Source organism: Lentilactobacillus sp. SPB1-3, from assembly GCF_026913205.2.
Taxonomy (GTDB): Bacteria; Bacillota; Bacilli; order Lactobacillales; family Lactobacillaceae; genus Lentilactobacillus; species Lentilactobacillus terminaliae.
In genome coordinates, this window is record NZ_CP168151.1 from 1,199,578 (window position 1) to 1,217,190 (window position 17,613).

Genomic DNA, 17,613 nt, shown 5'->3' on the forward strand with positions numbered 1-17,613 from the left:
CCCTAGTCTGTATTTTTACTACTTTTACGATTTCTAAATGCCTTCCATGCGGCCTTAGAGAAAGCCCCAGCAACACCAGCCTTAGCGGTTGAACTACCAGAACTCTTAACTCTTTGAGTAAGGTTTTTAGTAGCTTCATTAAGATCTGAAACACTTTCACCTAAATCGGCAGCTGCCTGAAATACTGGCGTAGTTATATTCAATTTTTCATCAATATCCTTCACCAAAGTATTTGATGTTGCCATGATTTTATCAGTTTGCTTAGCAATAACATCAACGTTACTGGTAACCGATTTTATTGTTACATTTACTTCTGAAATTGTTCTTGCAATCTTCATTAAGAACAAACCAATAAAAAGTACTAATAATAAAAATGCGACTGCAGCGATTAAGCCTGCAATTTGCCCTGCTGTCATAATGGGTCCTCCTTATACGACGATTTACATTTAGAATAGCATTAGGCCAATAAAATAACAATGAAATTGTCTAAAACTGTATTTAAAATTAGCACTTCATTTGTTACGATTAAGAATGAATATCATAATTAAGGATGGTTAACTTTGAAAACATTTAATCAGTTAGTATCTCAACATAAATTTCCCAATATTGGTAAATACTTTGACTGGGACAAAATTTTAGATTCCATCATAAAAAACACGCTTCTCATTATAATTGTTATTATATTTTTATTGATAATCAATCGCATTGGCAAAGCCACCATTCACCATCTATTTAAACAGTATCGAAAGAGATACTCTCAAAATGTCACAGAAAAACGAATTTTAACATTTCAGACATTATCATTAAACGCTTTTTCATATATAATTTGGTTTCTACTATTTTATTGGATACTATCAATTATTGGTATTCCTGTTGGAACTTTAATTGCCAGTGCTGGAATATTTTCTTTAGCAATTGGTCTTGGTGCTCAAGGATTCGTGACAGATATCGTTAGTGGATTCTTTATCTTGCTCGAAAAACAAATCGAGGTTGGCGAATACGTTAATATCAACAATGTTCAAGGCACAGTTAGTGCAGTCGGGATCAGAACGACTCAAGTAATTGCTGATGATGGTACCTTGAATTTTATACCAAATCGAAGCATTCAAACCATTGCCAACATGTCACGAAACAACATGGTGGCAAAAATTCAAATTCAAATCACACCAGAGACTGACATCAATAAAGCTATTTCATTGATTGAAGAGGTTAATCAAAAACAAGCCAAAAATTACCCAGATATTGTCAGTGACCCCACGGTTGTTGGAGTTGTGTCCTTACCCAACAACCAGCTTGCTATTCAAATCAATATGACTACTAAAAACGGGGCTCAATACCATATCCAACATGATTTTCTGGGATTATATCTACAATTACTACGTGAAAACGACATTAAGCTTGGAACGAGTCCAATCAATTATAAATAAAATAAAAAGCATTACCCAAAAATGGGTAATGCTTTTTATTTTCCAGAACTGGCTTCATCCTCATTCCGGTTGTACGCCGGCAAAGCAACATAATTATCAGTAAAGTTATGAGTTAGATAATTAAACTGTTTCATAATCTCTCTTCTAGTACAGATTCCGAGAAACTTATTGTTGTCATCTACTACCGGCAAGAAATTTTCATCTTCTAAATAATGCATAATTATTTCGATATCATCAGGATCTTTCACTACCGGGACACCGGTTTGCATAACATCCTTAACTAGTAAATCATGAAGTGGTTCACTTGATATCTCTTCGTTGGTCAACATCTTTTCGGTAATCATCTGCAAAGATAGCATCCCTTTAAACTGATTATCATTATTCAATACTGGAATCTTAGCGTATTTTACTTTGGTAAGTACTAAGAAGCTATGACTAAGTTTGGCGTTTTCATTCACAGTGGCCACTAAGTCAGCATCGATCATTGGCTGTCGCTCACTCTTCCTTAAAACAGCTTCAATTGGCTTATCAATCATTAATATAAACTCCTTTATAAATCACGACGGTCAAACTGAAAATGCAAATCTGGAACTAAATGCATCTCACGATTATAGTAATCTACAACAAATTCTTTTGGCGTAATTTCGATGGTACAGAACGTCCCACCAATACTTTGAAATTCTCCTCGAGGTTGAGAAATACTTCCGGGATTAACCAGCAACACTCCTGAGCTAGCAGTACACATTAACTGATGAGTATGGCCAAACAAAACTAAGCCAGCACCTTTTGCCTCAGCAGTTAAAACTAAATTCAAGAAACTCGAGTTAACATTTTTTAGATGGCCATGGGTTTGATAAATAGTGACATCATCTAATGGGACGAGTCTCTCGATTGGAAAATCCTCGAAGTCCATATTACCCTTAACTACCAAGAACTGGTCTACCAGGTCAGATTCCTTGGATAATTCTGAATCTCCGCAGTGAAAAAAATAATCAACTTGTCCCACAAATTCAGCGTGAATATCTCTTAAAATCTGTTGATCACCGTGATTATCACTGACAACTAAAATTTTGTTCATGACCAAGCCTCATCTAATTTAGCAACTAATTGCTTGATGGCCCGACCACGATGACTAATCATGTTTTTCTCGTCAACCGTCATCTCAGCCATTGATTTTTGACTATCAGGAACCAAGAAATAAGGATCATATCCAAATCCGTTGTCCCCTCTTGCCTCCGTAAGTATTTGGCCATTCACGATACCTTCAGCCGTCATCTTATCACCTTCCGGAGATAAATATACCAAGACAGTCTTAAAATAAGCTGAACGATCTTTGCCTTTTAATTCACGCATTAACTTACTATTATTTGCAGCATCGTCGTGATCCCCAGCGTAGCGAGCGGAATGGATCCCTGGCTCTCCATTTAATGAGTCAACAACTAAGCCAGAATCATCAGCAACAACTGGTTTATTAACTACTTTCATAACTGCTCGGGCCTTGATTTCTGCATTCTCTTCAAACGAATTACCATTTTCATTAATTGGTCCAACTTCAGCATAATCGTTAAGAGAACTGATTTTGACATCAAACTTAGATAAAGCAGATTTAATTTCAGAGATTTTATGTTGATTTTGAGAAGCGATAATAATTTCAGTGGGTTTATTCATAGTCTTTCCTCTATTCAAATTAAACAATTATATTCTTAATTGCGTGTCCGTCGTCATTATAACAAATTACAACTCATGAGAAGCGCAGATCAAAAATAATTCACTTTTTTCAAACAATTTTCGAAATTTTTGAGCTTGATACAATCTGAGGGCTCCCATAAATGTTCAGAAAAAAAGAATTGGTAGATAATTCCACCAATTCCTAACTTTATAATTCAATATGATCAGCAGTAATTTTACTTTCCAGAAAATTATCTGCAACTTTAACAAAGTCATCCACGTTGCCTGTTGTATAAAAAGTATCAGCAACATTTTGTTTCAAACTCGTTAGTGCATCTTTTTTAGTTAACAAGTCTGCAACCTGTGTAGCCGTCGCTACTCCAGGATCTACCAACGTTACGCCAGGTAAAGCAGCCGCTACTTCTGCACTGATTACAGGAAAATGAGTACATCCTAAAATCATTGTATCAATATCGGAATCTTTAAATGAACCTAACTGTTGTGAAACCAAATCAAATGAATGAGCACTTCCTGCTTCACCATTTTCTACTAAACTAACAAAATCTGGGCATCCTTGTGAGATAACTTCAAAATCTCCAGCATTTTTTATGATTCGTTCATAATCACCAGATTTAACAGTTCCATTGGTAGCAATAACCCCAATGGAATGATTCTTAGATGTTGACAGAGCAGTATCTGCACCCGGTTGAATGACACCAATTACAGGAATTGGTAGTTCGTCTTTCAAACGCTCGTATGCAGCAGCAGTGGCCGTATTACAAGCAATCACCATCGCTTTAACATCCTGGTCAACAAAATAGTCAGCGATTCTTCTGGTCAATTCATAAACTTGTTCAGCCGACTTTTCACCATAAGGTAAATTAGCTTGGTCCCCAACATAAATAAATTGTTCATTTGGCAAGACTTTTTGCAATTGATCATACACGGTCAATCCGCCAATACCGGAGTCCATAACTCCAATTTTTCTATTATCCATCGAATCACTTCTTTACTTAGTCTACTTATAATTATCAAACATTTCTTAAAGACATTCAACCAATGACTTTGTTTATTGAAAAATATTGTATAATATTTATATTAAATTTCGAATCAATGGAGATTAGAAAATGAATAGCAAAACATACGAACAAATGCTTAACGATCCTGAATTATCACATCTTCTTGGACAAACCCTTCTTCGCGATGATTTGCTTACAGAAATTCTTGGTGATGAAGCTCACGAAATTCTTTATTGGGCCGGCAAACGGTTGGGACGAAATTATCGTTTAAAGTCAGTCGATGACATTATCAATTTCTTTGCACAATTTGGATTTGGAAATCTTGCATTAACCAAAGAATCGAAAAACCAAATGGACTTTGAAATTACCGGTGAAATCATCAAAACTCGCTTGAGTAACGATGCTGATGCCGATTTTCAACTTGAATGCGGTTTGATAGCCCAACTAGTTGAATTTATTTCTAACAAGCAATCAGAGGCAGAAAACATTAAACGGAATATTAAAAAGGGCATTATCACAATCCGAGTTTCATCAAGCGATGAACAACCAATCGATGCCATTATTCCCGATGATTTTTTTGAAATTAAACATGCAGATGCTGCCGATACTGAATAACAACCTAAATAAAAAACGGGTAGACCACTAAGGTCTACCCGTTTTTATTTAATCAGTATATTGATCAAGAATCTTCTTTAATTGTTCTTTTGAGTGGTAGCCAACTACAGTATCCACTACATCACCGTCTTTTTTAATTAACAGTGTTGGAATGCTCATAATTCCAAATGATTGCGGTGTATCAGGATTAGCATCAACATCCATTTTGTTGAATGTTACGTTATCCATTTCCGTAGCCAATTCCTCGACAACTGGTGATTGCATTCTACATGGACCACACCATGTTGCCCAAAAATCAGTTAGCGTTACGCCTTGAGCAGTATCGCTTTCAAATGTTTTATCAGTTGTTTCACTTACCATAAAAGCTACCTCCTTTTAAGTTACTCATATAATCATACCAACAATTAACTAAAAATCAAGTTAATTGCCTACAACACATTATTTGAACTTCACAACTGTGGAACCATCACCACCAGCATTAGGGGCTGAATAGCCAAAACTAGCTACCCGAGGATGACTCTTCAAGAAGTCGTTAACTCCACTTCTGAGGGCTCCAGTCCCCTTACCATGAATGATAGTAACCGTTGGGTAACCTGCTAATAATGCTGAATCAATATATTGGTCTAATCGACTCATCGCTTCTTCATATCTTTCGCCCCTTAAATCCAAGGTTGGTGAAATACCACTTGAACGAGTCCGCGAAACCCGTGGACGATACTTAGATTTTTCTTCTGGAGTAGCTTGACCCTTCTCTAAATCATTAGGATCAATCTTCATCTTCAAGATACCTAATTGAACTTCCCAAGATCCATCCCGTTGCTTCTCAATCAATGTCCCGCGTTGACCGTAGGATTTAACCAACACTTCATCACCCTTACGAAAATCATGCTTTTTCTTTTCTCGTTTAAGGACTTTGTTCTTCTTAAGGTTTGGTTCTACTTCTAATGCGTTCAAAGCGCCTTTAGCATCCATTAATTCATTTTCTTTAACAGCTGCTTGGCCGGCACGAGCTTGCTTCTTGTGAAGATCATCAATAATTTCATCAGCTTGTTGCTTAGCTTTGTCAACCACCTGATTAGCTTCGACCCGAGCATTTTCTATCAACTTTTCTTTACTATTTTGATATTTATCAAATTGCTCTTTTAATTCACTATGAAGTTCCTCAGCTGAATTCAATTGACTTTCTAAGTCCTCGGCCTCAATTCTGGCTCGCCTAGTTTGCTCAGTCAACTCAGAAATCATATTGTTGATATCTTGATTAGTATCGTCTGTGAACGATCTAGCCTTATCAATAATTAACTGTGGCAAACCCAATTTTTCCGCAATGTTTAACGCATTACTTTGTCCAGGAACACCAATCATTAGTCGATATGTGGGCTTCAACGTTTCGACATCAAATTCCATAGAAGCATTAATGGTATTTGGACGATCATATGCAAATGCCTTTAACTCTGGATAATGGGTTGTCGCAATCAACTCAGATGACTTGTCAGCGATGGCATCAATAATAGCCATAGCCAGTGCAGCACCTTCCTTAGGATCGGTTCCGGCACCAAGTTCATCTAACAAAACTAATGATCGATCAGTTATCTGATCAAGAATAGAAATAATATTATCCAAATGTGAAGAGAAAGTACTCAAATTGGCCTCAATTGATTGATCATCGCCAATATCAGCGAACACATCATCAAAAATTCCAATTTGGCTCTCTTCATTAGCAGTAATAAATAAACCTGACTGACCCATTAATTGAATTAAGCCAATAGTTTTGATCGTAATGGTTTTACCACCGGTGTTTGGTCCAGTGACAATAATGGAACGGTAATCACTACCAATGGCAATATCGTTTGGAACGACCTTATTGATGTCAATTAACGGATGACGAGCCTTACGTAATTTAACTTCATTATTGTTAGACAATATTGGTAATGTTGCCTTAACACTGTGAGCGTACTTAGCTTTACCGTTCACGAAATCTAAGTGGCCCATCAAGTGCATATTTTCCTTTAAAGTTTCTGTATATGGTCTAAGACTCTCAGTTAATTCGATTAAAATTTTTCGTTCTTCTTCACGTTCAGATAGTTGTAATCGTCGCAACTCATTGTTACTCTCGACAACACCACTTGGTTCAACATACAAGGTTTGCCCCGAAGCACTTTGGTCATGAACGATTCCGCCAAATTTTTGTTTATATTCAGCTTTAATGGGAATAACAAAACGATCATCACGAACCGTAATAATTGTTTCACTCAAATACTTGGAATCAGGACCTTTGATGAACTTATCCATTCTAGAACGGATATTAGTTTGCGTTCTTTGAATTGATCTGCGAATCGATCTTAATTCACTGGATGCACCATCCAAAATACGACCATCGTCATCAACCGATCTGACCAGGTTGGCAGTGATTTCCGGCATCAAATCTAATTGTTCAACTAATTGGTCGATTAATCTAAGTGTCACTTGATTCGTTTTTAAATCGTCAAAGAAATCTACAACCACTTTCAATGAAACTAACAATTTCTTAATTTGGGCTAATTCCGTCCCTGACAATGAAGCATTTTCAATATTCAATCGCTTCAAAAATGGTGCTATTTCAGTCAAATTAGGAATTGGAATCTCGCCCTTTAGTCTGACAATGTCAGCCCCATCGGCAGTTTCCTTCAGCCATTCATTAACTTGATCATAATCAGAGCTAGGCGTCAGTGTTGCTAGTTGATCACGACCAGCATCTGTAACCAAGAATGTATTAATTTGATCTTTTATTTTACTGTATTCAAGTGTTGTGAATACTTTAGAGTTCAATTATTTCGCCCCTTTTTCTAAGCGTTATCAACTACATGATCAATTTGTTGTGGCGCAGACCTTACAATGTATTTGGCAACGTAAGACTCTTGATATTGTTCCTTGACAGGCTCGCTAAATAGTAAAAGTAAATTTAATCCTGCAAAGACAAATAAATAGGCTACTAATAGCCTAATTACACCACCAAAAATCGCATTTACCTGTTTTAAAACTACAATTCTCGTGGCTGGACTAATTACTCTCTTCAATAACATAATTACCCGCCAAACTAGTGTATAAATAATTAAAAATGAAATCCAATATACCAGTCTGTGCTGATCAGTTAAATTAAATTGATTAACTATCCAATCAGAGACATTGGCAGTGTATCGCCAAGCAAGTGCCAAAGCAAATATAAAGCCAACTAAATTCAAAAATTCGGCAACAAATCCCCGACGGTATCCAGCAGTAAAGCTCAATACCAGAATGGCAACAATGATTAAATCTAAAATCATCTTTACTTCTCCTGATCTACCGCAGAGCCTGATCGTTTCGCCGCATCTTCCTTCATTGATAATTGATTGGAGATAGCATTAAAAGCTGTCAAAATTGCGCGATCATCTTTGCTAGTGTTAGGTAATTGTTCCTTAATTTGTGTTAATTGTTCATTTAACAAATCAGCGGTAGCCTGCATATGTTCATATGAGCCGGAACCAATGAAGATATATGGCTTACCATCAATCGTTGCCTTAAACCTTCTCTTTTCATTTTCCAAGAATTTTCACTCCTAAACTCAATTAAAAAAGACTGGGAGTCGAAAAAATTTCTACTCCCAATCCATTTTAACAACTATTCTTCTTTGTTATCTTCGTCATCATCACCGTGAAGGAAAGTATTTAAAACTTCCTCAATCATGTCCCATTCTTCATCAGTTTCAATTAACTGAAGTTCTCCACCTTGGGGATCTGATGGATCATCATCCTTAGGTAATGCATAAGCTTGAATATCAACTTCTTCATCATCGCTTTTACCAGTTGGGTAAATCAAGATGTATGATTTATCGAAATCCTCTGATTTAAATGTGAATAAGACATCATATAATTGTTCGTCGCCGTTTTCGTCAACTAGCGTAATTTGTTGTTGAATAGGTTCATCTGCCATTAATATAGTACCCCTTTATATTTGTGTTAGTTTTCCTTTACGATCTAGGTAATTCTGTAGAATCAAACTAGCCGCAAGCTTATCAATAACTTTTTTCCGTTTCTTCCGTGAGACGTCAGCCTCTTCGGTAAGCATTCTTTGTGCTTCCACAGTAGTCAAACGTTCATCTTCAAAATCAACTGGCAATTTGAATTTATCACTCAGCATCTTGCCATATTCTTGCGAAGCTCGAGCGCGATCACCGAGGGTATTATTCATGTTTTTGGGCAAGCCAAGAACAAAACCACCGATTTGAAGTTCGTCAACAAGCTCTGCGATTCGGTCTAAACCAAACTCGCCCTCATCTTCATTAATTCGCACGATTTCAACACCTTGCGAAGTCCAGCCAAATGCATCACTAACTGCAACACCAACGGTCTTGGAACCAACATCTAGACCCATTATCTTCATTTAATTCGTTTCCTTACTTTCGTTGGGATGATTATCTAGATAAAAGCGCACTAGTTCTTCGATAATCTCATCACGTTCATGACGACGAATTAAATTCCTAGCGTCAAGATTACGGGGAATGTATGCAGGATCACCTGAAATCAAATAACCCACAATTTGGTTATATGGATTATAACCCTTTTCCTCTAAGGAGCGGTACACCGTTAACAACGTATCCCGAACATCCTTTTTCTGATCATCACTGAAATCAAAAAACATGGTTTTATCTAATGAGTTCATATAATTCACCTCTATGACTAAAAGTCATTTGAATTAATTTTAACCGATAAGCTTGGAAACTACAATCATGGTAACCAAATTGTTTGAAAATAAATTATTGTTCACTTAACCAATCAACTGCATCATTCATTGCGGCTTCTAGACCAGCAGGCTTTTTACCACCAGCTTGTGCCATGTTAGGTCGGCCACCACCGCCACCTTGAATGTTTTTGGAGATTGCTTTAATCAAATTAGCAGAAGATAAACCAGCAGAGACGCCATCTTCACTAGTTGCTACGATCAAGTTAGCCTTATCGCCCTTACCAGTACCAAGAACTAAGACATCAGAAAGCTTCTTATCACGCCATGTATCAGCCAATTGTCTCAATTGATCCATTCCTGAGTCTTTGATTACCCCAGTAATAATCGTGTACTTACCAGCGGTTTGAGCATTTCCGAAGACATCCTGAGCTTGTTGAGCAGCCATCTTAGCTTCTAATGAAGCTTGTTTTTGTTCAAGTTCTTTTACTTGTTGTTGAAGTTGATCAACTCGATTAGTAACTTCTTTAATTTGAGTAACCTTAAGTTTCCCAGCGATTTGTTTTAAAGTATGTTCTTCATCATTTAAGAATTCGAAGGCTTCCTTTGAGGTAACTGCTTCAATTCTTCTAACTCCAGCACCGACACCAGATTCAGATAAAATCTTGAACAAGCCTAACTCGTTAGTGTTCTTAACGTGAGTACCACCACAGAATTCAATAGAGAAATCACCGATGCTAACAACCCGAACTTGGTCACCATATTTTTCACTGAAAAGTGCAATGGCACCCATCTTTTTACCGGTCTCTGGATCAGTAATAGTTGTTTTCACATCAAGCTCTTTAAAGATTTGTTCATTAACTAGATCTTCAACTCGTTGTAAATCTTCAGAAGTAACTGAACCGAAATGGTTAAAGTCAAATCTAAGATAACCAGGTTCAACTAATGAACCTGCTTGTTGAGTATGACCGCCAAGAACATTTCTTAGCGCTTGGTCCAATAAATGAGTAGCTGTATGATTTTTCTCAACCTTACTATGGAAAGCTTCATCAACCTTAAGAATGTATGTTGCACCCTTCTTCAAAGGTTGTAATAAGTTAACTGTGTGCAAGTTTTGACCATTAGGAGCGTGTTGAACATCAATGACTTCAGCAACTTTGTCACCATCTTCATTGAAAATATCACCCTTATCAGCGACTTGGCCACCCATTTCAGCATAGAATGGTGTTTTATCAAAAATAACTTCAGCTTCGCCGGACTTAGTTTCTTCAACTAATTTTTCATTCTCAATTAGAACAACTGCCTTGGCATCATTGACTTCTAATTGATTATAACCAACATACTCACTTTGATCCTTAATTTCAATTAATAAATCTCTCTGAACGCCCATTGATTTAGCATTGCTACGAGCACTACGAGCACGGTCTTTTTGTTTTTGCATTTCTGCGCTAAATCCATCTTCATCAACCTTTATACCTGCGTCAGCAGCAGATTCTTGAGTTAATTCTAATGGGAAACCATAAGTATCGTAAAGTTTGAATGCTGTTGCACCATCAATCATGTTAGAACCATTTTGTTTGGCAGCTTCAATAACTTCGTTCAATAGCTTCAAACCACCAGCCAAAGTTTCGTTGAAACGATCTTCCTCAGACTGAACCACTTTAGAGATGTAATCGCTTTGTTCCAAAACTTCTGGATAATGAGATTTTAAAGTCTCACCAACAATTGGAACCAGTTTATAAAGGAATGATTCATTGATTCCGAGCTTTTGTCCGTTGACAATAGCACGTCTGATAAGTCGACGAATAACATATCCGCGACCTTCATTAGAAGGAATCGCACCATCACCAATGGCCACAGTAATAGCTCTGGCATGGTCAGCAATCACTCTAAAACTTTGATCAAGCTTATGGTCTTTGCCATATTGTTTGTTATCACTTAATTTCTCTGCTTCATGAATCATTGGCAAAAATAAGTCTGTTTCAAAATTAGTTTTAGCATTTTGGAAAATAGAAACGACACGTTCTAATCCCATTCCCGTATCAATGTTCTTTCTTGGAAGAGGTTCATAAGTACCTTCTGGAGTATGGTTGAATTGTGAGAATACAATGTTCCAAACTTCTAGATAGCGCTCATTTTCACCGCCAGGATAATTTTCTGGATCATCTGCGGCAAGATTGTTAAATGATTCTCCACGGTCATAGAAAATTTCTGAATCAGGCCCTGAAGGTCCTTGACCAATGTCCCAAAAATTATCTTCAACTTCGATGATGTGATCCGGAGAAACACCAACTTCTTCCCAGAATTTTTTGGCATCAGTATCTTTAGGATAAACAGTCATATAAAGTTTATCAGGATCCCAACCAAACCAATCAGGAGAAGTTAATAATTCAAATGCCCAAGTGATAGCTTCTTTTTTGAAGTAATCACCGACTGAAAAGTTACCAAGCATTTCAAATAAAGTGTGATGTCGGGGTGTCTTACCAACGTTTTCAATATCATTTGTACGAATTGATTTTTGAGAACTCGTCATTCGAGGATTCTTTGGAACAACAGATCCATCGAAATACTTTTTCATCGTGGCAACTCCAGAGTTGATCCACAATAATGTTGGGTCATCAACCGGAATCAGTGAAGCACTGGGTTCAATTGAATGTCCCTTTTCTTTGAAAAATTCCAAATACATTTGGCGAATTTGGCCACTCGATAATTCTTTCATTGTATAATTTCTCCTTACCAAAAATAAAACACCGTTGCATTTAGAAGAGACGCCTCATTAAGGACGCGGTACCACTCTAATTGCAACGATGTTTCGTAACCACTTTTTATTTCCTATAACGTAGGATTTGCGTTTGACATTAATTTGAAGATAGCATTCAACGAGGTCAGTAGTTTTTCTCATCAACCAAAACTTTTCTTAAAAAGACCATAGCTAAACATGTTCTTCAGTCACAAAAATTATACTTTTTTGCCAATAATCTGTCAATAATCGCTCTAACGATAACGCGTTGAGCTTTGCTTCTTTTGCTTTCGCTTAGCACGTTGTTCTTCACGCTTCTTAACTCGACGATCCATTTCGTCTTTACGAGCAAGATTCATCTTAATTCGGCGTTTATACCCAGGCTTGATGTTCTTTTTCTTCTTCTTGATCATTCCGATCATTGTGGGATCAAGTTTCTCTTGCTTCTTCTTATGAGTAGCACGACGATTACGATCATATGTGTCAATTACTTCATGATCCTTAACCGCTTTAGGCTTAAATTTGATACCCATAGTTTCCAATTCACTGATCTCATCCTCTTCATCAGGGGTGTAGAGAGTAATGGAAATTCCTGACATACCGTTACGACCAGTTCTTCCAACACGGTGAATAAAGAACTCTAAATCATCTGGAATATCATCATTGATAACGTGAGAAACTCCTTCGATATCAATTCCTCGAGAAGCCAAATCAGTAGCAACAACGAATTGAAATTCAAGTTTCTTGATTCGACGCATTATTTGTTTACGTTCTCGAGGTTGAATTCCACCATGAATCATGGCAACTTTTAAGCCCTGACCCTTCAAGAACGCAGCAATTTCTTCAACTCGATTTTTGGTATTAGCAAATACTAACGCTAAGTATGGTTCACCGATGGTCAACAATTCATAAATCAACCGGTTCTTATCTTTTCCCTTTGTAGAAATCAACCAGTTATCAATCGTTGGACTGATAATTGTGGAAACTGGAATTTCTTCTACGACCGGATTGTTCATGTACTTCTTCAAAAAGATGTTTACCTTTTGAGGAATAGTTGCTGAGAATACCATCATTTGAACTTCTTTACCGAAGCTGCTAGCAATCTTATCAACGATATCCAAGAATCCCATGTCCAAAGTCATGTCAGCTTCATCAACAACAAATTGATGAGCGTTATGAATATCGAGATGTTGACCAGCAATCAAGTCCCAGATTCTTCCGGGGGTACCAATAACGATATCTGGTTGTTCATGCTTTAATTTTTCAATTTGGCGATTCTTATCAGTTCCACCAACGTATGATCCGATGGTGATTTGAGTATCAGAATGATTAGCAAGTTGCTTAGCATCCTCGATTATTTGGTAAGCCAATTCCCGACTAGGTGTAGTAATAACGGCCTGAGTCTTATCTGAATTTGGATCCAATTTATTAAAAATAGGTAGTAAGAACGCATGCGTCTTACCACTACCAGTGGCTGATTGTCCCACTAAATCTCTGCCTGACATAACAATTGGAATTAACTTTGTCTGAGCAGATGTAGGTTGTTTAAAACCTTTTTCTTTTAAGGCTGCCATTAAAAATGGTTTGAGATTAAAATCTGAAAATTCTGTCATATATTCTCCTATTTGCTTTCGGAAACTAATGTATCTAACTTCTTCATAAATTCGTTAATTTGTTCTGCATTCTCTACGACTGCACCACTTGCTAATTCGTGGCCGCCACCGCCATACTCTTTGGCCAATTCATTAATTGCTGGTCCCTTTGATCTCAAGCGAATTCTAAATCCGCCATCCTTTTGTTGAACAAAGATTGCCCAAGCATCCACATCAGTAATTCTTCCTGGCAATGGCACAATAGCAGATGTGCTTTCATCCCCAAGATTAAATGGTTCGAGTACTTCATCAGTTAATACCAAATAAGCAGCACCACTATCAAGAATATTTAAATTCGAGTATACATATGCAGAAAGGCGAGCCAGCGGAATATCGATTTCATCCTCGATTTGATTTACTTCGGCTGCGCTGAAGCTATGACCGGTTAATTTACTAGCAACCTCGAATGTATGAGAAGAAGTGGCAGGATACATAAATCTACCTGTATCGCCAACAATTCCAGCATAAAGGACTCTCGCAGCGTTATCAGTCATTTTTAATTCATCACTATTAGCATCAAAGAAGTCATAGATGAGTTCCGATGTACTTGATGCTTGATCTTCGATCCATTGAATATCACCAAAGGCATCATCATTTGGATGATGATCGATCTTGATCATGGCCTTACCAGTTGAATAACGCTCATCATCAACCCGAGGCTGATTAGCGGTGTCAACTATAATTACCAAGGCATCTTTGTACTGATCATCTGTAACTTCATCAACTTTACCTATCCAGTCAAAACTGGCATATTGCTTACCAACACAGAAAATATTTTTTTCTGGGAAAGAAGCTTTCAAAATTTCAGCTAAACCCATTTGTGAACCGATCGCATCAGGATCGGGACGTTTATGTCGATGAATAATTATTGTCTGATATTGCTTAATTAATTCGAGAATTTGTTTTTTTTCAACCATCGTTATTACCTCTCGCCTTTTAATAGAACACTTTAGTATATCTTATTTGATTAAGAATGTTAAAGCAAACTTACTTAAATAAGTCTAAATTTTCATAACTTAAGTCATCAAGGTTTGTAATCGTAATTCCGAGTAGCCGAACACCCCTGTCAGGACTGACTTCCGGAACTTCTTCCAATAATTCAGTAGCCAGAGAAAAAAATTCAGTTTCATCATTATTAATATATCGGTCAAAGCTAATTCTTTTTGTATAAGTAACAAAGTCAGAGAATCTAATTTTTAATACTAATGTTTTGCCATGCTTTTTTTGTTTAATGACTTCCCTCGCAACCAGCTGAGAAATTTTGCTCAATGCAGTTTGCACCTCATCATCAGTAACTAGAACAGTTCCGTACGTTCTTTCCTTGCCGATTGATTTTCTAATTCGATTGGCCTCAACAGGACGGTTATCAATTCCGCGAGCCCGTTCATACAAAACGTGGCCGAATTTACCAAAATATTTAATTAAATCCAATTGCTCCCATTCTAACAAATCAGCCCCATTATTAATTCCTAACTCATGCATCTTAGGAACCGTTTTTTTACCAACTCCACGAAATTTTTTAATTGATAGGTTGGCCAAAAATTCTAAAGCATCTTTATGGTCAATAATCGTAATTCCCGCAGGTTTAGCATAATCAGAGGCTTCCTTAGCCAAAAATTTGGAATACGATACCCCCACTGAACAAGTTAGCTTAGTTCTTTGCCAAATTTTAGTTTGGATCTCTCTAGCAACTTGGATCGGATCATCTATTTCAAGCTTATTTTTAGTGACATCTAAATAAGCCTCATCCAGCGCATAAGACTCAACAATGTCAGTATACTCATTAAACACTTCATGAATAATTGCAGAGTATTTTCGGTAAAAATCAAATCCAGAAAATCGAAAAACTGCATTTGGGCATAACTTTAGTGCTTCCATGGAACTCATCGCAGAATGAATACCATACTTGCGAGCATTATAACTAGCCGTTGCCACCACACCATGACCACCAGTTTTTCTGGGATCTTGTGCAACAACCAACGGCTTATTTTTTAAAGTTGGATCCAACAACTCCTCGATTGAGGCATAGAAGGCGTCCATATCAACATGAATTATTTTACGATTTTTATTTTTCATTATCATCAACTCATAGTTAGTTTACAAGAACGTGTGTTCTTTTACAAGCAAAAAAAATAAGCATTTCTGCTTATTTTCTTAATTATTTAGTTTCATCTGAATTGTTGTCTTCTGGTTGATCAGAAGATGCTGTTTTACTGCTATCAGTTGATTCAGAATCATTAGCAACAGTTTGATCATCAGCAGGTTGTGCTGGTTCACTTACAGTGGCATTGTTGCTAGCAGCTGGTGCTGCAACAGCAGGTTGTTTGATTTGAGCAATTGCACTTAAATCAAATACCAAGTAGATACCATCACAATCAAGTGTAACTGTTTTTTCTGTATTATTTATTTCATCAACAACCCCGTGTAAACGGCCAATTGTAACAACTTGGTCCCCAGGCTTTACCCGAGAAAGTTCCTCACGACGCTTTTGTTCTTGCTTACGTTGTGGTCGAATCATAAAGAAATACATTAAACCAAATAACACAACAATCATTAAGATTGAGTATACTGAACTATTCAATTATTTCACCCCACTTATTCTCATACTTTCAACTTTAACAAATTAACTCGAAAAGGTCTACACCTAAAAGTTTTTTGGATTTGGTTCATTGTATCCATATTGTTCGAATACTTCCGCCCTTAAATCCAAAAGATTATCGTCAATAATGGCTTGTTGAACCCGCTTCATCAAGTTAATCAGGTAATGTAAATTATGCAAAGAACATAAACGCATACCAAATGTCTCATCCGCCTTGATCAAATGGCGGATATAAGCTCTAGTGTAATTTCGACAAGCATAACAATCACATTGATCATCCATTGGAGTAAAATCGCGAGCGTACTTAGCATTTTTCACAACCAATCGACCATGTGACGTCATGACTGTTCCACGTCGAGCGATTCTAGTTGGTAAGACACAATCAAACATGTCAACTCCGCGGATAACTCCATCGATCAGCGAGTCAGTTGCCCCGACACCCATCAAATAACGTGGTTTATTTTCCGGTAATAGCGGAGCAGTAAAATCTAGAACCCGGTTCATTTCGGATTTAGATTCACCTACTGATAAACCACCTATTGAATATCCTGGAAAATCCAGTCCCACCAAATCACGAGCAGATTGTTTTCTTAGGTCTTCAAATCCCGCACCTTGAACGATACCGAATAGTCCTTGCCAATCTGGGTTCTTATGGGCCTTTAGGCCTCTTTCGGCCCAACGGGAAGTCCGTTCAACTGACTTTTTGACATAATCATAACTTTCAAAATAAGGTGGACATTCATCCAAACTCATCATGATGTCAGGCCCTAAGGCATTTTCAATTGCCATTGCTTTTTCTGGAGATAAAAACATGTTGGCACCGTTAATTTCGTTCTTAAAAGTGACCCCTTTTTCGGTGATATCACGATTTTTAGCTAATGAAAAGACTTGAAATCCTCCAGAATCGGTCAAAATTCCCTTGTTCCAATTCATGAACTTATGAAGACCGCCAGCCTCTTCGACGATGTCCTCACCCGGTCTCAACCAAAGATGGTAAGTGTTGGCCAGAATGATAGTAGCGTGCATATCTTCAAGTTCTTCAGGTGACAATGTTTTTACAGTAGCTTGTGTTCCAACTGGCATAAAAATCGGTGTTCTGAAAGTACCATGAGGGGTAGTTATTTCCCCAAGGCGGGCGCCAGTGTGCTTTTCTTTCTTGATTAGGCGATATGTAATCGCTGGTTGCATAAAAGCATCCTCC

20 protein-coding genes are annotated in these 17,613 nt (G+C 37.3%); 2 read left to right on the forward strand and 18 right to left on the reverse strand.

Annotated features, from left to right (window positions below):
• Window positions 1–2: 2 nt before the first annotated feature.
• Window positions 3–416 carry a DUF948 domain-containing protein gene (locus tag O0236_RS06030; protein ID WP_268913207.1) on the reverse strand — a complete coding sequence of 138 codons (414 nt, stop codon included), beginning with the start codon at window positions 414–416 and terminating at the stop codon, window positions 3–5.
• A 144-nt stretch (window positions 417–560) separates the two neighbouring features.
• Between O0236_RS06030 and O0236_RS06035 the strand changes: the two genes are divergently transcribed.
• Complete coding sequence (locus tag O0236_RS06035) at window positions 561–1,427, forward strand: mechanosensitive ion channel family protein (RefSeq protein WP_268913208.1); 867 nt, start codon at window positions 561–563, stop codon at window positions 1,425–1,427.
• Window positions 1,428–1,462: 35 nt separating this feature from the next.
• On the opposite strand, the gene cbpB is transcribed toward O0236_RS06035, so the two are convergent.
• The 4 genes from cbpB to murI all read right to left on the reverse strand — a co-directional run bounded on the left by cbpB (window position 1,463) and on the right by murI (window position 4,092).
• Complete coding sequence (gene cbpB, locus O0236_RS06040; protein ID WP_268913209.1) at window positions 1,463–1,963, reverse strand: cyclic-di-AMP-binding protein CbpB; 501 nt, start codon at window positions 1,961–1,963, stop codon at window positions 1,463–1,465.
• A gap of 14 nt (window positions 1,964–1,977) precedes the next feature.
• On the reverse strand, window positions 1,978–2,505 hold the full coding sequence (locus tag O0236_RS06045) for a metallophosphoesterase (RefSeq protein ID WP_268913210.1): 528 nt from the start codon (window positions 2,503–2,505) through the stop codon (window positions 1,978–1,980).
• Complete coding sequence (locus O0236_RS06050) at window positions 2,502–3,095, reverse strand: XTP/dITP diphosphatase (RefSeq protein ID WP_268913211.1); 594 nt, start codon at window positions 3,093–3,095, stop codon at window positions 2,502–2,504. The genes O0236_RS06045 and O0236_RS06050 overlap by 4 nt, the downstream gene beginning before the upstream one ends.
• Before the next feature lie 208 nt (window positions 3,096–3,303).
• Complete coding sequence (gene murI / locus O0236_RS06055) at window positions 3,304–4,092, reverse strand: glutamate racemase (protein ID WP_268913212.1); 789 nt, start codon at window positions 4,090–4,092, stop codon at window positions 3,304–3,306.
• A 130-nt stretch (window positions 4,093–4,222) separates the two neighbouring features.
• Here murI and O0236_RS06060 point away from each other — a divergent pair, with 130 nt between their 5' ends.
• Window positions 4,223–4,729, forward strand: a complete 507-nt coding sequence (locus tag O0236_RS06060) for a YslB family protein (protein WP_268913213.1) — start codon at window positions 4,223–4,225, stop codon at window positions 4,727–4,729.
• Between the two features lie 48 nt (window positions 4,730–4,777).
• Here O0236_RS06060 and trxA read toward each other — a convergent pair whose 3' ends face one another.
• From trxA to tgt, 13 genes are all read right to left on the reverse strand, one after another.
• Window positions 4,778–5,089 (reverse strand): thioredoxin, encoded by a 312-nt coding sequence (gene trxA / locus O0236_RS06065; RefSeq protein WP_268913214.1) that lies wholly within the window; start codon window positions 5,087–5,089, stop codon window positions 4,778–4,780.
• A 78-nt stretch (window positions 5,090–5,167) separates the two neighbouring features.
• Window positions 5,168–7,534, reverse strand: coding sequence for an endonuclease MutS2 (locus O0236_RS06070; protein WP_268913215.1), 2,367 nt, complete (start codon window positions 7,532–7,534; stop codon window positions 5,168–5,170).
• 17 nt (window positions 7,535–7,551) lie between these two features.
• Window positions 7,552–8,028, reverse strand: coding sequence for a CvpA family protein (locus tag O0236_RS06075; RefSeq protein WP_268913216.1), 477 nt, complete (start codon window positions 8,026–8,028; stop codon window positions 7,552–7,554).
• Window positions 8,029–8,030: 2 nt separating this feature from the next.
• Window positions 8,031–8,288, reverse strand: a complete 258-nt coding sequence (locus O0236_RS06080) for a cell division protein ZapA (protein ID WP_268913217.1) — start codon at window positions 8,286–8,288, stop codon at window positions 8,031–8,033.
• 74 nt (window positions 8,289–8,362) lie between these two features.
• Window positions 8,363–8,674 carry a DUF1292 domain-containing protein gene (locus O0236_RS06085; RefSeq protein WP_268913218.1) on the reverse strand — a complete coding sequence of 104 codons (312 nt, stop codon included), beginning with the start codon at window positions 8,672–8,674 and terminating at the stop codon, window positions 8,363–8,365.
• 15 nt (window positions 8,675–8,689) lie between these two features.
• Entirely contained in the window at window positions 8,690–9,124 is a 435-nt protein-coding gene (gene ruvX / locus O0236_RS06090) for a Holliday junction resolvase RuvX (protein ID WP_268913219.1), read from the reverse strand.
• On the reverse strand, window positions 9,125–9,403 hold the full coding sequence (locus O0236_RS06095) for an IreB family regulatory phosphoprotein (RefSeq protein ID WP_268913220.1): 279 nt from the start codon (window positions 9,401–9,403) through the stop codon (window positions 9,125–9,127).
• Window positions 9,404–9,497: 94 nt separating this feature from the next.
• Window positions 9,498–12,140 carry an alanine--tRNA ligase gene (gene alaS / locus O0236_RS06100; RefSeq protein ID WP_268913221.1) on the reverse strand — a complete coding sequence of 881 codons (2,643 nt, stop codon included), beginning with the start codon at window positions 12,138–12,140 and terminating at the stop codon, window positions 9,498–9,500.
• A gap of 275 nt (window positions 12,141–12,415) precedes the next feature.
• Complete coding sequence (locus O0236_RS06105) at window positions 12,416–13,774, reverse strand: DEAD/DEAH box helicase (RefSeq protein ID WP_268913222.1); 1,359 nt, start codon at window positions 13,772–13,774, stop codon at window positions 12,416–12,418.
• Between the two features lie 8 nt (window positions 13,775–13,782).
• On the reverse strand, window positions 13,783–14,730 hold the full coding sequence (locus O0236_RS06110; RefSeq protein WP_268913223.1) for a DHH family phosphoesterase: 948 nt from the start codon (window positions 14,728–14,730) through the stop codon (window positions 13,783–13,785).
• A 70-nt stretch (window positions 14,731–14,800) separates the two neighbouring features.
• Window positions 14,801–15,889, reverse strand: a complete 1,089-nt coding sequence (dinB, locus tag O0236_RS06115; RefSeq protein WP_268913224.1) for a DNA polymerase IV — start codon at window positions 15,887–15,889, stop codon at window positions 14,801–14,803.
• 82 nt (window positions 15,890–15,971) lie between these two features.
• Window positions 15,972–16,367, reverse strand: coding sequence for a preprotein translocase subunit YajC (gene yajC / locus O0236_RS06120; protein WP_372791795.1), 396 nt, complete (start codon window positions 16,365–16,367; stop codon window positions 15,972–15,974).
• 90 nt (window positions 16,368–16,457) lie between these two features.
• The gene (gene tgt / locus O0236_RS06125) at window positions 16,458–17,600 is read right to left on the reverse strand and encodes a tRNA guanosine(34) transglycosylase Tgt (protein ID WP_268913226.1); all 1,143 of its coding nucleotides are present in this window, start codon (window positions 17,598–17,600) and stop codon (window positions 16,458–16,460) included.
• Window positions 17,601–17,613 lie beyond the last annotated feature (13 nt).

What these genes read in the sequence shown, in the direction of transcription:
- yajC (WP_372791795.1), bottom strand. Translation starts at nt 16,367, where the DNA reads ATGATTGTTGTGTTATTTGGTTTAATGTATTTCTTTATGATTCGACCA.
- ruvX (WP_268913219.1), bottom strand. Translation starts at nt 9,124, where the DNA reads ATGAAGATAATGGGTCTAGATGTTGGTTCCAAGACCGTTGGTGTTGCA.
- O0236_RS06110 (WP_268913223.1), bottom strand. Translation starts at nt 14,730, where the DNA reads ATGGTTGAAAAAAAACAAATTCTCGAATTAATTAAGCAATATCAGACA.
- alaS (WP_268913221.1), bottom strand. Translation starts at nt 12,140, where the DNA reads ATGAAAGAATTATCGAGTGGCCAAATTCGCCAAATGTATTTGGAATTT.
- O0236_RS06050 (WP_268913211.1), bottom strand. Translation starts at nt 3,095, where the DNA reads ATGAATAAACCCACTGAAATTATTATCGCTTCTCAAAATCAACATAAA.
- tgt (WP_268913226.1), bottom strand. Translation starts at nt 17,600, where the DNA reads ATGCAACCAGCGATTACATATCGCCTAATCAAGAAAGAAAAGCACACT.
- O0236_RS06095 (WP_268913220.1), bottom strand. Translation starts at nt 9,403, where the DNA reads ATGAACTCATTAGATAAAACCATGTTTTTTGATTTCAGTGATGATCAG.
- trxA (WP_268913214.1), bottom strand. Translation starts at nt 5,089, where the DNA reads ATGGTAAGTGAAACAACTGATAAAACATTTGAAAGCGATACTGCTCAA.
- O0236_RS06060 (WP_268913213.1), top strand. Translation starts at nt 4,223, where the DNA reads ATGAATAGCAAAACATACGAACAAATGCTTAACGATCCTGAATTATCA.
- O0236_RS06085 (WP_268913218.1), bottom strand. Translation starts at nt 8,674, where the DNA reads ATGGCAGATGAACCTATTCAACAACAAATTACGCTAGTTGACGAAAAC.
- murI (WP_268913212.1), bottom strand. Translation starts at nt 4,092, where the DNA reads ATGGATAATAGAAAAATTGGAGTTATGGACTCCGGTATTGGCGGATTG.
- dinB (WP_268913224.1), bottom strand. Translation starts at nt 15,889, where the DNA reads ATGAAAAATAAAAATCGTAAAATAATTCATGTTGATATGGACGCCTTC.
- O0236_RS06030 (WP_268913207.1), bottom strand. Translation starts at nt 416, where the DNA reads ATGACAGCAGGGCAAATTGCAGGCTTAATCGCTGCAGTCGCATTTTTA.
- O0236_RS06075 (WP_268913216.1), bottom strand. Translation starts at nt 8,028, where the DNA reads ATGATTTTAGATTTAATCATTGTTGCCATTCTGGTATTGAGCTTTACT.
- O0236_RS06045 (WP_268913210.1), bottom strand. Translation starts at nt 2,505, where the DNA reads ATGAACAAAATTTTAGTTGTCAGTGATAATCACGGTGATCAACAGATT.
- cbpB (WP_268913209.1), bottom strand. Translation starts at nt 1,963, where the DNA reads ATGATTGATAAGCCAATTGAAGCTGTTTTAAGGAAGAGTGAGCGACAG.
- O0236_RS06105 (WP_268913222.1), bottom strand. Translation starts at nt 13,774, where the DNA reads ATGACAGAATTTTCAGATTTTAATCTCAAACCATTTTTAATGGCAGCC.